Source organism: Sphingobium sp. DC-2 (assembly GCF_000722555.1).
Lineage (GTDB): Bacteria > Pseudomonadota > Alphaproteobacteria > Sphingomonadales > Sphingomonadaceae > Sphingobium > Sphingobium quisquiliarum.
In genome coordinates this window covers 60,198-73,727 of record NZ_JNAC01000034.1, presented here as the reverse complement: position 1 = coordinate 73,727, position 13,530 = coordinate 60,198, and the positions used below count along the sequence as shown (strand labels likewise).

At 64.2% G+C, this 13,530-nt stretch carries 16 protein-coding genes and 1 tRNA gene; 13 read left to right on the top strand and 4 right to left on the bottom strand.

The features are described from left to right. Nucleotides 1–454 precede the first annotated feature (454 nt). The 3 genes from ET21_RS0106540 to ET21_RS0106530 are packed head-to-tail and all read left to right on the top strand — an operon-like array spanning nt 455 to nt 2,963. Entirely contained in the window at nt 455–1,228 is a 774-nt protein-coding gene (locus ET21_RS0106540) for a hypothetical protein (RefSeq protein WP_237751499.1), read from the top strand. A gap of 59 nt (nt 1,229–1,287) precedes the next feature. Then, nucleotides 1,288–2,202, top strand: a complete 915-nt coding sequence (locus ET21_RS0106535) for a sulfite exporter TauE/SafE family protein (protein WP_030539014.1) — start codon at nt 1,288–1,290, stop codon at nt 2,200–2,202. Between the two features lie 2 nt (nt 2,203–2,204). Next, nucleotides 2,205–2,963 (top strand): TIGR02186 family protein, encoded by a 759-nt coding sequence (locus tag ET21_RS0106530; RefSeq protein WP_051209650.1) that lies wholly within the window; start codon nt 2,205–2,207, stop codon nt 2,961–2,963. 9 nt (nt 2,964–2,972) lie between these two features. Here ET21_RS0106530 and ET21_RS0106525 read toward each other — a convergent pair whose 3' ends face one another. Beyond that, on the bottom strand, nt 2,973–3,404 hold the full coding sequence (locus ET21_RS0106525) for a DUF488 family protein (protein WP_021238458.1): 432 nt from the start codon (nt 3,402–3,404) through the stop codon (nt 2,973–2,975). Between the two features lie 104 nt (nt 3,405–3,508). Here ET21_RS0106525 and ET21_RS0106520 point away from each other — a divergent pair, with 104 nt between their 5' ends. From ET21_RS0106520 to ET21_RS0106480, 8 genes are all read left to right on the top strand, one after another. Continuing rightward, on the top strand, nt 3,509–4,504 hold the full coding sequence (locus ET21_RS0106520; protein WP_021238459.1) for an aspartate carbamoyltransferase catalytic subunit: 996 nt from the start codon (nt 3,509–3,511) through the stop codon (nt 4,502–4,504). Further along, entirely contained in the window at nt 4,501–5,724 is a 1,224-nt protein-coding gene (locus ET21_RS0106515) for a dihydroorotase family protein (RefSeq protein ID WP_030539012.1), read from the top strand. Before ET21_RS0106520 ends, ET21_RS0106515 begins: the two co-directional genes overlap by 4 nt. Nucleotides 5,725–5,792: 68 nt before the next feature. After that, nucleotides 5,793–5,868, top strand: a tRNA-Trp gene (locus ET21_RS0106510). A gap of 167 nt (nt 5,869–6,035) precedes the next feature. Next, a complete protein-coding gene (gene secE, locus ET21_RS0106505) occupies nt 6,036–6,242 on the top strand; it encodes a preprotein translocase subunit SecE (RefSeq protein WP_021238461.1) in 207 nt (68 codons plus the stop codon). 21 nt (nt 6,243–6,263) lie between these two features. Beyond that, nucleotides 6,264–6,800 (top strand): transcription termination/antitermination protein NusG, encoded by a 537-nt coding sequence (gene nusG, locus ET21_RS0106500; protein WP_021238462.1) that lies wholly within the window; start codon nt 6,264–6,266, stop codon nt 6,798–6,800. 160 nt (nt 6,801–6,960) lie between these two features. Then, on the top strand, nt 6,961–7,392 hold the full coding sequence (rplK, locus tag ET21_RS0106495; RefSeq protein ID WP_021238463.1) for a 50S ribosomal protein L11: 432 nt from the start codon (nt 6,961–6,963) through the stop codon (nt 7,390–7,392). Between the two features lie 4 nt (nt 7,393–7,396). After that, nucleotides 7,397–8,095 carry a 50S ribosomal protein L1 gene (gene rplA, locus ET21_RS0106490; RefSeq protein ID WP_021238464.1) on the top strand — a complete coding sequence of 233 codons (699 nt, stop codon included), beginning with the start codon at nt 7,397–7,399 and terminating at the stop codon, nt 8,093–8,095. 251 nt (nt 8,096–8,346) lie between these two features. Then, nucleotides 8,347–10,092 carry a DEAD/DEAH box helicase gene (locus ET21_RS0106480; RefSeq protein WP_021238465.1) on the top strand — a complete coding sequence of 582 codons (1,746 nt, stop codon included), beginning with the start codon at nt 8,347–8,349 and terminating at the stop codon, nt 10,090–10,092. A gap of 103 nt (nt 10,093–10,195) precedes the next feature. Here ET21_RS0106480 and ybaL read toward each other — a convergent pair whose 3' ends face one another. From ybaL to ET21_RS25645, 3 genes are read right to left on the bottom strand one after another with little or no spacing between them, the layout of a single operon-like run. Beyond that, on the bottom strand, nt 10,196–11,836 hold the full coding sequence (ybaL, locus tag ET21_RS0106475; protein WP_021238466.1) for a YbaL family putative K(+) efflux transporter: 1,641 nt from the start codon (nt 11,834–11,836) through the stop codon (nt 10,196–10,198). A 46-nt stretch (nt 11,837–11,882) separates the two neighbouring features. Further along, nucleotides 11,883–12,005: a hypothetical protein gene (locus ET21_RS28740; protein WP_269077974.1), complete on the bottom strand. Its 123-nt coding sequence runs from the start codon at nt 12,003–12,005 to the stop codon at nt 11,883–11,885. Between the two features lie 57 nt (nt 12,006–12,062). Then, nucleotides 12,063–12,464 carry a hypothetical protein gene (locus ET21_RS25645; protein WP_021238467.1) on the bottom strand — a complete coding sequence of 134 codons (402 nt, stop codon included), beginning with the start codon at nt 12,462–12,464 and terminating at the stop codon, nt 12,063–12,065. A gap of 189 nt (nt 12,465–12,653) precedes the next feature. Here ET21_RS25645 and rplU point away from each other — a divergent pair, with 189 nt between their 5' ends. Together rplU and rpmA are read left to right on the top strand one after the other, a co-directional pair. Next, nucleotides 12,654–12,953 (top strand): 50S ribosomal protein L21, encoded by a 300-nt coding sequence (gene rplU / locus ET21_RS0106460; RefSeq protein ID WP_030539010.1) that lies wholly within the window; start codon nt 12,654–12,656, stop codon nt 12,951–12,953. A 37-nt stretch (nt 12,954–12,990) separates the two neighbouring features. Then, nucleotides 12,991–13,260 carry a 50S ribosomal protein L27 gene (gene rpmA, locus ET21_RS0106455; RefSeq protein ID WP_007683600.1) on the top strand — a complete coding sequence of 90 codons (270 nt, stop codon included), beginning with the start codon at nt 12,991–12,993 and terminating at the stop codon, nt 13,258–13,260. The last annotated feature ends 270 nt before the right edge of the window (nt 13,261–13,530 follow it).

The following is a 13,530-nucleotide window of genomic DNA, read 5'->3' as shown; positions in this document are numbered from 1 at the left end:
GGCGGCGTGACTCAAACCAACCAGCCTCCGGCAAACCCGGCGCGGTTCAAGGACTCTCCTGGCCAACTTCATAGCAATGTTCGCAGCGCGGCGCGCGGTCGCTCTTTATCTCGACTCGCTGTTCGGCAAACCGCTGGTCTGGGACAAGACCCAGCACCGCTTTCCTCAAATGTGAACCGGCATGCTTTGGAGCAATAGCGGACGGCCCGTCCGTTTCTTTCTCATTCTAATGGGCGGCTGGGTGGCGGTACGCTTCTCCAGCGGGATGATCGGATCTACCGAGCTCGCTGAAACGCAATCACGGCGCGGTCCCTCGCCCGCGTTCCGCTCCGCCAGCAAGCATGAATGGCGAGTCATTCCCAGGGCAGCGGCTATGCCGCTTCCCAAAGCCGCTGCTGCCCCCGTCCGCGCTCAGCTTTCGCACGCGGCCGTGCTGCGCGCTAAGCAGAGGCATATGCCGGAACCATCTCCGGGCGCTTTGGCGCTCAACCAAGTGCCCAGCGAGCAGCCGGAGGCCCAGACGCCGGCTGCCGCGCCATCCCTGGTTCCAGCCCTGCCGCTAACATCCGGGGCCAATGCACCCTCACAGGATAGATGGCGCGGCAGCACATGGATATTATGGCGCGGCGGCAGTTCTCCGGTAGCGGGCGCAATTCCGGCAGGCCGCCTCGGCGGATCTCAAGCCGGTATGCGGATCGACTATGACCTGACGCCCCGCTCCTCTGGACGCGCGGCTCTCTATGGACGCGTCAGCACCGCGCTCAACAGCCCGGCTTCGCCCGAAGCAGCGGCAGGCATAGGCTGGCAGCCCGCAAGAGCCGTCCCGGTCACGCTCGCCGCGGAACGCCGGATCGCACTGGGCAAAGGCGCGCGCAATGCAAGCGCGCTGCTCGTGACCGGTGGCTTCGGCCCAGCCCAACTCCTGCCGGGCCTCCAGGCCGAAGCCTATGCGCAAGGCGGCATGGTGGGTTTCCAGGCCCGCGACCTGTTCGCCGATGGAAAGATGTCACTGCTCTCGCCTGTCCGGAACACACCGCTCAAGCTTGGCGGGAGCATATCAGGCGGCGCGCAGCCCGCGGTCGAACGGCTGGACATAGGCCCCGAAGTCCGGTTGCGCCTGCCGCTCCCCCGAATTGCAGCCCGCATGAGCCTGGAATGGAGGGAGCGGGTAGCCGGACGCGCCACCCCTGGTTCGGGGCTGGCGATGACCCTTGGCGCGGATTTTTGATCGCCTGACACTCCTCCCGCCTTTATCTCGCTGCGCATTGGCCTTAACCCGATCAGCCGATGGACCTTTACCTCCCTGTCGCCAACCTGTCGGTCAATGCGCTGGTGATCATCGCCCTCGGCGGGGTGGTCGGTCTGTTGTCAGGCATGTTCGGGGTCGGCGGCGGCTTCCTGACGACGCCGCTCCTCATCTTCTACGGCATCCCGCCCACGGTCGCGGCGGCTTCGGCGGCGAGCCAGGTCACGGGGGCGAGCGTCTCAGGCGTGGTCACTCACATGGCGCGCGGCACGGTGGATGTGCGCATGGGCGGCGTACTGATCGCCGGAGGCGTCGTTGGGGCAGGCATAGGCGTCTTCCTCTTCCGCCTGCTCCAGGCGGTGGGCCAGATCGATACGATGATCGGCATCCTCTATGTGCTGATGCTCGGCGGCATCGGCATATTGATGGCTAAGGAATCCATCCAGGCGCTGGTCGCGCTCAAGACAGGCAAGCGCCTCGCCGCGCGCAAGCGGCGTCACCACCCGTTGGTCGCCGCCTTGCCGATGCGGTGGCGCTTCTACCGCTCCGGCCTTTATATTTCCCCGCTCGCCCCTCTCCTGCTCGGCATGGCGACGGGCATCCTCACCATGTTGCTGGGTGTGGGCGGCGGCTTCATCCTCGTGCCCGCCATGCTTTATCTTCTCGGAATGACCACGCAGTCGGTCGTCGGCACGTCCCTGTTCCAGATCCTGTTCGTCACCATGGCGACGACGATGATGCACGCCATGACGACAAAGGCCGTGGACCTCGTACTCGCCATGCTGCTGCTCATCGGCAGCGTCACGGGAGCGCAGATCGGCACGCGCATTTCCATGTCGGTGCGCCCGGAATATCTGCGAATTCTCCTGTCGGCCATCGTCCTGCTGGTGGCAGCGCGCATGGCGCTGGGCCTTGGCTTCCGGCCCGACGAAATCTATACTGTGGAGGTCCGGTGAGCCTGCGCGCCCGCCTGACCCTCCTTTCCCCCGCCCTCCTGCTGTTGAGCGCGGCGGACGAGCCCTTGCTGGTGCCGGACGTGTCACAGCGCGAGGTGGAGATCCAATATAGCTTCACCGGCGCCGACCTGCTGCTGTTCGGCGCGATCGTCTACCCCGGCGGCAAGCAGCCGAAGAAACCCGCCGACATCCTCGTGGTGCTGAAAGGCCCCGACCAGTCCATCATCATGCGCGAAAAGCAGAAGGTGGCGGGCATCTGGGTCAATGCCGACACTGCCCGCTTCCGCTCCGCACCCAGCTTCTACGCCATCGCCTCCTCGCGCCCTATTGACGAGGTCGTGGACGAGCGCACCGCGGCCATTTACGAGATGGGGGTCGACAAGCTGCAACTCTCCCCTTCCTCCCTCAACGACAGCGCGGAACTGGATCGCTTTCAGGCCGGTCTCATCGACCTTCGCGAGCGTGCCGGTCTCTATGTGGAGCGGCCCGGAACGGTGGAGATCACGCAAGGCGTGCTCTACCGCGCCCGCCTGCCGCTGTCGGCACGCGTGATCGTGGGCGACTATACCGCCGAAACCTTTCTGGTGCAGGATGGCCGCGTCGTCGCCGCAGCGGTCCGCGACATCACCATCCGCAAATCGGGTTTTGAACGTTTCATGGCCGTTGCAGCCGAACAATGGCCCTTTCTATACGGCCTGACCGCCATAGCGCTGGCAGTCGGCATGGGCTGGACCGCCGGAGCAGTCGCGCGCCGTTTCTGACCCGCTCCCTTAGGGCGTCAAATCAACACGCTCATCCTCAGCGAACAGCATTTCCAGCAGAACCGACCGGTGGCAGGCGCTCGCATCCCGCTCGAAACAGAGCAGCGCCGTCGGCCGCTCCGCCGCCATTTCTCGGAGCTGTTCCGCCTGCACGACGGCTTCCGGCAGATCAAGCTGGCCCGCATAAATATCCCGCAGCTTCGCATGATCGCCTTTGCGCGCCGCTTCCCGCCCGGCCGGTGGCGTTCCCAGGGCTTTAAGGCCGACATATTCTATCCCCGCCTCCCGCAACCCCGCCGCCAAGATGTTCTTGGAAAAGCCGGGCCGGCGCGATAGCGGCACCGCCCTGATATCCGCCAGCAGCTTCACGCCTGCTTCCTGTAGCGCGGCGATAAGCTCCGCCTGCGTTGCCCCTTCATAGCCGATCGTGAAAATGCGCATGGCATCCAGATAGGAATGCGGACCGGCTTTCCAATATGGCGCCCCCTTCGCCCTGCCTGCGTGCGCCTTGCCCTCCTTCCCGCCCTCGCTTAAAGGGTCCGTTCATGCCCGACATCACCGTTCCATCCGCCTCGCCCGACCTGACTGGCCGGGCGCTGTTCCCGCACCGGCATTTGCTGTCCATCGCGGACCTCAAACCTTGGGAAATCCGCTTCCTGCTGGATGAGGCGGAACATTGGGCAAGGGCCAATCGCGGCAACGCGCGCAAGCATGACGACCGCTTGGCGGGCATGACCCAGATCAACGCCTTTTTCGAAAATTCGACACGCACGCTGCTGTCCTTCGAAATTGCGGGCAAGCGGTTGGGTGCGGATGTCGTCAACATGCATGCGGGCCAATCCAGCGTGAAGAAGGGCGAAACGCTGATCGACACCGCCATGACGCTTAATGCCATGGCCGCCGACGTGATCGTGATCCGGCATGCAAGTTCAGGCGCGGTGGCCCTGATCGCGGACAAGGTGGACTGCCCGGTGCTGAACGCAGGCGATGGCTGGCACCAGCACCCGACGCAGGCTTTGCTGGACGCGCTTACCATCCGGCGGCGCAAGGGCGGTTTCGAAGGGCTGATCGTCGCCATCTGTGGCGACGTGCTGCACAGCCGCGTGGCGCGATCCAACATGCTGTGTCTCGCGGCGCTGGGTGCTCAGGTGCGCGCGGTGGCCCCGCCTACATTGATGCCGCCCGAGGTGGAGATGCTGGGCGCGACGCCCTTCCACCGCATGGACGAAGGGCTGGAAGGCGCAGACGTGGTCATGATGCTGCGGCTTCAGAATGAGCGGATGGACGGCGCCTTCATCCCCTCGCCGCGCGAATATCATATGCTTTACGGACTGACGCAGGAACGGCTTGCGATCGCCAAGCCCGATGCCCTCGTCATGCACCCTGGCCCCATGAATCGCGGGGTGGAGATTTCCAGCGTCGTCGCTGACCACCCCGAACGATCGGCCATTACGGAGCAGGTGGAAATGGGGGTCGCCATCCGCATGGCCTGCCTGGACATACTGACCCGCCAAGCGCGCGGGGTGGAGGGATGGGCATGAACAAGCTCGCCATCATCAATGGGAAACTGGCCGATCCAGCCGGGCAGTCGCTTGGCAGCGGCGTGATCCTGATCGAAGGAGACCGTATCGCCGCCACCGGTGACATCCCCGTGCCAGAAGATGCGCAGCGCATCGATGCGGCCGGGCTGGTGGTCGCGCCGGGGCTGGTCGACCTGGGCGTCTTCGCGACCGACAAGCCAGCCTTCCATTTCGGCGGCATCACGCGGGCCGCGCTGATGCCGGACCAGTCCTTGCCCCTTGATGAGGCAGGGTTGATCCGCCAGGCCACCCGCGCGGGCAAGCCCGACTTCTGGGTCCATCCCATTGCCGCGGCGACGCGCGGGCTCAAGGGCACGGAGCTTGCCGAAATCGGGATGATGCAGGCCGCCGGAGCCAGGGCCGTGGGCACCGGGCGCCAGTGGATCGCTGATTCCGGCGTGATGATGCGCGTGCTCGCTTATGCCTCCGGCCTCGGACTGACAGTCATCACTCATGCGGAAGATGGGGGCCTGGCAGGCAAGGCTGTCGCGACCAGCGGCGAAACCGCCACGCGCCTTGGCCTGCCCCATGCGCCCGCCTGCGCCGAAGCCATGGCCATAGCGCGGGACATCATGCTTGCGCGTGTCACGGGCGCTGCCATTCACTTCCGGCTGGTCACCACCAGGGCCGGCTTCGACCTGATCCGCGCGGCAAAAGCGGAGGGATTGAAGGTCAGCTGCGGCATCAGCCCGGCCTATCTGTTTCTGGCGGACAATGCGGTGACGGATTTTCGCACCTTTGCCCGGCTGTCGCCGCCCCTGCGGTCAGAAGATGACCGCAAGGCGTCGATCGCAGCCGTGGCTGCCGGGACGGTGGACGTGATCACCTCCAGCCATGACCCAAGGGGGCCGGAGGATAAGCGCCTGCCCTTCGCCGACGCCTCGCCCGGCATGGCGGGCGCGGAAACGCTGCTCGCCCTCTCGCTCAACCTCGTGCGGGACGGCCATGTGTCGCTGAACCGGCTCATGACCCTGCTCAGCGCCAATCCCGCGAGGATTCTGGGCGTCAACGCAGGCAGCTTCGCCAGCGGGAGCGCGGCGGACCTCATATTCATCGACCCCGATGCGCCATGGATCGTGGATTCCGAAAAAATGGCCGCTCAGGCAGGGAATACGCCGTTCGACCGCATGCCGGTGCAGGGCCGTGCGCGCCGCATCATGAAGGGCGGCGTTTTCCTTTGAGCGGCAGCGCGATTATCTCCCTTGCCCTCCCAGGCAGGCCACGCTAAAGCGCCGTCCTTCGCCGGCACAGGAGTGTAGCTCAGCTGGTAGAGCGTCGGTCTCCAAAACCGAATGCCGGGGGTTCGAGTCCCTCCACTCCTGCCACGCCGCGCCTGCTTATCCTTGATTTTTCAGGGGTTCGGGGCTAGGCGGCCGAACGAAGATGGGTCGCGAAGCGGGCGGCCGCACCCCGGGACGCCGACATGGCGGGGTCCGGAGGGCGGACTGTTGCTTCGCGCTTTGGTGTTTGGTTCGAAGGTTTTGAGGCAGCGATGGCGAAGGTTTCTCCGGGCGAATTCGTCAATCAGGTGAAGACCGAGGCGTCGAAGATCGTGTGGCCTACCGGCCGCGAAACGGTCATGACGGCGGTGATGGTCGCCATCATGACGACGGTCCTCGGCCTTTTCTTCTTCGGCATCGACACTTTTTTCGGCGCGATCGTTCGGTGGCTGCTGAGCTTCGCCGCTAGTCAGGCCTGATTGGGAGTTTGAGACGGTAACATGGCGCGCTGGTACATCATCCACGCCTATTCGGGCTTCGAAAACAAGGTCAAGGAATCGATCCTGTCCGAAGCCGAGCGCATGGGCCTCTCTCAGCTGGTCGAGCAGGTGGAAGTGCCCACCGAGACCGTGACCGAGGTGAAGCGCGGCAAGAAGGTGCAGGTCGAGCGCAAGTTCATGCCCGGCTATGTCCTCGCCAAGCTGGCGATGAATGACGATATCTATCACCTCGTCAAGAACACGCCCAAGGTGACGGGCTTCCTGGGTTCCTCCGGCAAGCCGCAGGCGATCAGCGAGAGCGAAGCCGCGCGCTATTTCGGCGCCCGCAAGGAAGCCGAAGCCGCGCCCAAGCACAAGGTCAATGTCGATTACGAGATCGGCGACAGCGTCAAGGTGCTGGACGGCCCGTTCGCCAGCTTCAACGGCACTGTCGAGGAACTGGATTTCGAAAAGAACCGGGTCAAGGTGTCCGTGTCGATCTTCGGCCGCGCGACCCCCGTCGAACTCGACTTCGAACAGGTCGAACTGTCGAAGTAAGGACCACATTCGTCATGCCGGACCTGATCCGGCATGACGGAAGAAGGAATTTCCGGGCGACCGGGAATAGCTGCGGGAGGATCGCCCAGGTGATCCGTCAAGACCGCTAAACTTGAACCGGGCGCGCCTTTGGGCACGCCCAGCAACAGAGTGAGTGAAAATGGCCAAGAAGATTACGGGCTATATCAAGCTCCAGGTGCCCGCTGGAGCCGCCAACCCCTCGCCGCCGATCGGTCCGGCGCTGGGTCAGCGCGGTGTGAACATCATGGAATTCTGCAAGGCGTTCAACGCCTCGACGGAAAAGATGGAGAAGGGCACGCCGCTGCCGACCATCATCACCGTCTATGCGGACCGTTCGTTCAGCTTCGTCACGAAGCAGCCGCCCGCCACCTATCTGATCAAGAAGGCCGTCAACCTCAAGTCGGGCTCGAAGGAGCCGGGCAAGGTGACCGCCGGAACGATCAAGCGCTCGCAGCTCGCCGAAATCGCGCAGGCCAAGATGGCCGATCTGAACGCGAACGACATCGACGCAGCGACGAAGATCATCGAAGGCTCCGCTCGCGCGATGGGCCTCGAAGTGGTGGAGGGCTAAGACCATGGCAAAGCTGAGCAAGAAGGCGAAGGCCCTGGCCGCTGCCATCGACAAGGAAAAGCTGCACGGCGTTGACGAAGCGCTGGGCCTGATCAAGACCCATGCGACCGCCAAGTTCGACGAAAGCGTCGAAATCGCGATCAACCTGGGCGTCGATCCGCGTCACGCCGACCAGATGGTCCGTGGCGTCGTCACCCTGCCCGCTGGCACTGGCAAGACCGTCCGCGTCGCCGTGTTCGCCCGTGGCGACAAGGCTGAAGCCGCGACTGCCGCTGGCGCCGACGTTGTTGGTGCGGAAGACCTGCTGGAATCGATCCAGGCTGGCAACATCGACTTCCAGCGCGTGATCGCGACCCCCGACATGATGGGTCTGGTCGGCCGCTTGGGCAAGGTCCTGGGTCCCAAGGGCCTGATGCCGAACCCGAAGCTGGGCACCGTCACGCCGAACGTCGCCGAAGCCGTGAAGGCCGCCAAGGGCGGTCAGATCGAATTCCGCGTGGAAAAGGCCGGTATCATCCATGCTGGCCTGGGTAAGGCGAGCTTCTCCGCCGAAGACCTGCGCAAGAATTTCGACGCTTTCGTTGACGCCATCGTCAAGGCGAAGCCGTCGGGTTCGAAGGGCAAGTATGTCCGCAAGATCGCCCTGTCGTCGTCGATGGGTCCGGGCGTGAAGGTCGATGTGGCGGAAGTCGCTTCGGTCTGATCTGACGCTAGAACAGATAATAGAGCCTCCTTCCTCCACACGGGGAAGGAGGCTTTCTTCTTTTGTGAGGACGCTGAAACGCCTATCCTCCATCAACCGTTCGGGCTGAGCTTGTCGAAGCCCCCGCTCTTTTCTTGAGGAAAAGGGATGCCCTTCGACACGTTCAGGGCGAACGGATTTATGAGGCGGGTCAAAGCCTCTCAAACTGAACCGTCGGACAAGGACGGGTCGCTTTACCGACGGATAATATAATGTCTTTTGAACACCTTCCTCCCCTTCTCTCCGGCGCGTTGACGCGCAAAGGCTATGAAAGCCTAACCCCCGTCCAGGCCGAAGTCACCCAGCCCGAAGCCGAAGGCCGCGACCTCATCGTCTCGGCGCAGACCGGCTCCGGCAAGACGGTCGCCTTCGGTCTCGCCATGGCGAAGGAACTGCTGGACGACAGCAGCCGCCTCCCCGCTCCCGGTCTGCCGCTCGCCCTCGCCATCGCCCCAACGCGCGAACTGGCGCTGCAAGTGGCGCGAGAGCTGGAATGGCTCTACGGTGAGGCTCGCGCCCGCATCGCTACCTGCGTCGGCGGCATGGACGCCGCCAAGGAACGCCGCGCCCTCTCCCACGGCGCACATATCGTCGTCGGCACGCCGGGCCGCCTGCGTGACCATCTGGAACGCGGCGCGCTCGACCTCTCCGGCCTCAAAACCGTGGTTCTGGATGAAGCCGACGAAATGCTCGACATGGGCTTTCGCGAGGATCTGGAAGAAATCCTCGACGGCGCACCGGAAGAACGCCGCACCCTCCTCTTTTCCGCCACCATGCCCAAGCCGATCGTGGCTCTGGCGAAGCGCTACCAGAAGGACGCGCTGCGCATTTCCACTGTCAGCGATGAACGCGGCCATGGCGACATCAGCTATCAGGCGGTAACGGTCGCGCCCGCCGACATCGAAAATGCCGTGGTCAACCTGTTGCGCTATCATGAGGCGGAAACAGCCATCCTCTTCTGCGCGACGCGCGACAATGTGCGCCACCTGCACGCCAGCCTCACCGAACGCGGCTTCGCCGCCGTGGCGCTGTCGGGCGAGCACAGCCAGAATGAGCGCAACCATGCGCTGCAAGCCCTGCGCGACCGGCGCGCGCGAGTCTGCGTCGCCACCGATGTCGCCGCGCGCGGCATCGACCTTCCGAACCTCAGCCTCGTCGTTCACGTAGAGATCCCTCGTGACGCCGAAACCATGCAGCACCGCTCCGGCCGCACCGGCCGCGCGGGCAAGAAGGGCACGGCCGTCCTTATCGTCCCCTATCCCCGCCGCCGCCGTGTCGAATCCATGCTGCGCGGCGCGAAGATCCCGGTCGAATGGGGCACCCCGCCCAGCAAGGAAGCAATCCAGCAACAGGATAATGCCCGCCTGCGCGAAAAGCTGATGGAGCGCGCCGAACTGGATGAGCAGGACTGGGCGCTCGGCGCCGAACTGCTCGCCGAAAAGTCGCCCAAGGAAATCGCGGCCATGCTGGTTAGGAGCGCCCGCGCTGCCCTCCCCGCGCCGGAAGAATTGCTGGACGCCAGCGAAGCGCCCCCGCGCCGCGATGGGCCGCGTCCGGGCTTCGAAGACACCGCCTGGTTCCGCATGGACATTGGGCGCCGCCAGAATGCCGATCCGCGCTGGATACTGCCGCTGATCTGCCGCCGTGGCCATGTATCGCGTCAGGATATCGGCGCGATCCGCATCGCGGCGAATGAGACATTGTTCGAAATTCCGCGTGCCATCGTCTCGCGTTTCATAGCTTCGGTGAAGCGGACCGGAGAGGCCAGCGACGAAGGCGCGGAAATCTCCTTCGAACAGGTTGAAGGCACACCGCGCGAGGCAGCGCGGGAGAATCGGCGGGAAGCTCCACGCGGCAAGGGACGCCCTAATGAAGGACGCGGCCCCAAGCCCGCTTATGGCGCGCGGCCCTTCAAAGGCGGCCCCCGCAAGAGCGGCCCGCGCAAGCCGCGCGGCTGAATAGGGAGTTGTCCTGTTCAGGCTGAACGAATTCCTGCGCAGGCAGGAGTCCAGTTCCAATCAAGTCTGAACAGGACTACTCAGCAGGCTGAACGAACGTGACCTAACCCACCCCGCATAGCGACAGCATCCGCGCAGCCAGTTCCCGCTCACCCATGACGATATGGGGCACGCCCAGGCGTTCCAGATGGGCCACCTCCGCATCGGAATGGGCACGCGCAATCACCTGAAGGCTGGGGTTCAGGTGGCGGGCATGTTCGTGGATGGCGCCGCCTTCAAATCCTTCCGGCACGGCGATCAGCATGCGCCGCGCTTCGCCGATCCCCGCCGACAGCAGATGCCGGTCCTCCAGCGCGCTTCCGCGCACGACCGACAGCCCCGCCTCCTCGGCCTCGTCCGCCCGGTCGCTATCGCTCTCTATCACCACGAAATGCGCCTTGCGTTCCGCCAGACGCGCGGCGATCAGCTTGCCGACGCGGCCGTAGCCCACCAATATGACGTGGCCGATGCGTGGCGCTTCCCTCGCGCGCTGGGCTGCCTGTTCTTCCTCAATCTCCTCCTTCTTATGATCGCGCACGATCAGCGAAAAGATCAGCGGATTGAGGAAGATGGAAACCATCGCGCCCGCCAGGATCAGGTCGCGCGCTTGAGCGGGCAGCACACCCAGCCCCGTGCCCAGCGACGCCAGGATGAAGGAAAATTCGCCGATCTGCGCCAGGCTGGCGGCGATGGTCAGCGCCGTGTCCCCCGGATGGCCGAAAGCGCGCACGATGGCAAAGGCGGCGATGGACTTGCCGACCACGATGATCAGCACCGTCATCAGCAAAGGCAAAGGCTGCTGCACCACGATCGCCGGGTTGAACAGCATGCCGACTGACACGAAGAACAGCACGGCGAAGGCGTCGCGCAGCGGCATGGTTTCCTCGGTCGCCCGCCTGCTCAACGGCGTTTCGCCCAGGATCATCCCCGCGAAGAATGCGCCCAGCGCGAAGGATACGTCGAAGACGAAGGCCGCGCCGAATGCCACGCCCAGCGCGATCGCGAGGACGGCGAGGCGGAAAAGCTCACGCGACCCGCTATGCACCACCCAATGGAGCGCCCAGGGAATGATCCGGCGCCCCACGATCAGCATGAGCGCAACGAAGCCCGTCACCTTGAGCAGCGTGCCGACGAGCGGCGCGAGCAGCGCTCCCACTCCCGCCACGCTTTCCGCATTGTTGATGACCCCGGCCAATGCGGGCAGCAGAACCAGGGCGAGGACCATCGCCAGATCCTCCACGATCAGCCACCCGACCGCTATCCTGCCCCGCTGCGTCTCCACCAGGTCAGCGCCTTGAAGGGCGCGCAGCAGGACCACGGTGCTGGCCACTGACAGGGCCAGTCCGAAGACCAGCCCTCCCATCAGCGGCCAGCCCATGAAATGGCCCAGGGCCATGCCCATCATCGTGGCGACGGCGATCTGCCCGACCGCTCCCGGCACCGCGATATTCTTGACGGACAGCAGGTCGCGCAGGGAAAAATGCAGACCCACGCCGAACATCAGCAGGATGACGCCGATCTCCGCCAGTTCGTTGGCAAGGCCGGCATCCGCAACGAAGCCGGGCGTGAAAGGCCCGACCATGATGCCCGCGATCAGATAGCCGACGAGCGGCGACATTTTCAGACGATGGGCGATCGCGCCCATGATGAACGCAGCGACCAGACCCGCTACGATCGTGCCGATGAGCGGCGTGTGATGAGGCATATATCGCTTTCCTGTGCGACGGCATGGCCGCCGCGCGCGTGGAAGATCATCCTTCGGCCAGAATGGCCACTGACAGCAGGCCGCCAGCGGCGGCCAGGGCGGTCATGACGGCAGGCATGAACCACCATGGCGGACGTTGGTTACCTGGTCCCGAACTCTTGCGGGGCATGGCAGACTCCTTTCCCTGTGATGGCGGCCTCGCCATATGCGAGACCGGTTGAAACCATCAGGAGCGGAGAGGAGGCGCCCTCGCGCGCTTTACCGAAACCAGAGCGAAAGCATGGCGGTGAGCGCAGGAGTAGCGCCGCGGCATGCATGAACTTGCAAGACGGCTTCCCAACAGCAGCATGGCGGCGGGAAGCAGCCAGGAATGAACCGCCAAGGGCAGCGGCGTTGGCGCGCCGTCACTGGGCTCCTGCACGATGGCGGCGGCGGCCTCGACCGGCGATCGGGCCTTGAGCACCACGCTGGTCGTCGCCGGGTTGAACGCCGATCCCGTCGCCCTGCTGAACGGCAGTCCAAGGGGTGCGAGCGCGGAGAACAGCGCGATGCCCATCGCCAGGCACACGGCCGCCAGAAAGAGCAGGCGGCCCTTCCCGTTGCTGTGCCCTTGCGATATCGGCGTCATCCGTTCCTCATATCCTTCCGGTCAACAAATAGGCGTGGATCGCGCCAAAAACCAGCGCCGATCACGGGCCATGGCGGTTGACATACGCGAGTCATTCAACTACCGGGCCACATTCCCGCGCGGGTCAACAGGACTTCAAAAGTCCTCGACGATCTGCGTAAAGCAGATTTGAACAAGAAGAGAAGAGCCATGTTCGCAGTCGTGCGCACGGGCGGCAAGCAGTATCGCGTCGCCGCCGGAGACAAGATCGTCGTTGAGAAGCTGGCTGGCGAGGCTGGCGACAAGGTGACCCTGGACGACGTCCTGTTCGCCGGTGAAGGCAATGACGTGAAGGACGCCAAGCAGCTGACCGTCGCCGCCGAAATCATCGCACAGGCGAAGGGTGAGAAGGTGATCGTGTTCAAGAAGCGCCGCCGCCACAATTATCGCCGCAAGAACGGCCACCGCCAGAATCACACGATCCTCAAGATCGTATCGATCGGCGCCTGAGCGCTGCTGGCAAGACAAGTTTCGAGGAGTTTGAGTCATGGCACATAAGAAAGCTGGCGGTTCGTCGCGTAACGGTCGCGATTCGGAATCGAAGCGCCTTGGCGTGAAGAAGTTCGGCGGTCAGGAAGTGATCGGCGGCAACATCATCATTCGCCAGCGCGGCACGCGCGTCTATCCCGGCCGTAACGTCGGCATGGGTAAGGACCACACGCTGTTCGCGCTGGGCGAAGGCCGCGTGGTATTCCACACCGGCAAGCTTGGCCGCAAATATGTGTCGGTCGATGCCATGGCCGAAGCAGCCGAATAACGGACGATCGATGACGGATCGTCCCTCGCAGTTGGGGCGGTCCTTCCGGCTAACGGTCTTTTGACCAGGCTGGGTTTCGAGGGAAAAAGGGGGCGCCTCCATCCGGGAGCGCCCCCTTTTTCCATTCCCCGGCACATCCCTTCATTTTCCCTCAAAGCTTTGGAACTCATGTCCTTTCCGCGCGTCATGCGGGCGGGGCTCAGCCAGAGAATTATCGTCGTAAAGCCGTAACTTTTCGCGGCCATTGGCGTGCCGACAGAGGAGAGATTT

Bases quoted from the DNA above. Each gene is read 5' to 3' on its own strand.
- ET21_RS28740 (WP_269077974.1), bottom strand. From the start codon at position 12,005: ATGCCCCGCAAGAGTTCGGGACCAGGTAACCAACGTCCGCCATGGTGG.
- rplU (WP_030539010.1), top strand. From the start codon at position 12,654: ATGTTCGCAGTCGTGCGCACGGGCGGCAAGCAGTATCGCGTCGCCGCC.
- ET21_RS25645 (WP_021238467.1), bottom strand. From the start codon at position 12,464: ATGACGCCGATATCGCAAGGGCACAGCAACGGGAAGGGCCGCCTGCTC.
- ET21_RS0106515 (WP_030539012.1), top strand. From the start codon at position 4,501: ATGAACAAGCTCGCCATCATCAATGGGAAACTGGCCGATCCAGCCGGG.
- ET21_RS0106535 (WP_030539014.1), top strand. From the start codon at position 1,288: ATGGACCTTTACCTCCCTGTCGCCAACCTGTCGGTCAATGCGCTGGTG.
- ET21_RS0106540 (WP_237751499.1), top strand. From the start codon at position 455: ATGCCGGAACCATCTCCGGGCGCTTTGGCGCTCAACCAAGTGCCCAGC.
- nusG (WP_021238462.1), top strand. From the start codon at position 6,264: ATGGCGCGCTGGTACATCATCCACGCCTATTCGGGCTTCGAAAACAAG.
- rplK (WP_021238463.1), top strand. From the start codon at position 6,961: ATGGCCAAGAAGATTACGGGCTATATCAAGCTCCAGGTGCCCGCTGGA.
- ybaL (WP_021238466.1), bottom strand. From the start codon at position 11,836: ATGCCTCATCACACGCCGCTCATCGGCACGATCGTAGCGGGTCTGGTC.
- secE (WP_021238461.1), top strand. From the start codon at position 6,036: ATGGCGAAGGTTTCTCCGGGCGAATTCGTCAATCAGGTGAAGACCGAG.
- ET21_RS0106525 (WP_021238458.1), bottom strand. From the start codon at position 3,404: ATGCGCATTTTCACGATCGGCTATGAAGGGGCAACGCAGGCGGAGCTT.
- rplA (WP_021238464.1), top strand. From the start codon at position 7,397: ATGGCAAAGCTGAGCAAGAAGGCGAAGGCCCTGGCCGCTGCCATCGAC.
- ET21_RS0106520 (WP_021238459.1), top strand. From the start codon at position 3,509: ATGCCCGACATCACCGTTCCATCCGCCTCGCCCGACCTGACTGGCCGG.
- ET21_RS0106480 (WP_021238465.1), top strand. From the start codon at position 8,347: ATGTCTTTTGAACACCTTCCTCCCCTTCTCTCCGGCGCGTTGACGCGC.
- rpmA (WP_007683600.1), top strand. From the start codon at position 12,991: ATGGCACATAAGAAAGCTGGCGGTTCGTCGCGTAACGGTCGCGATTCG.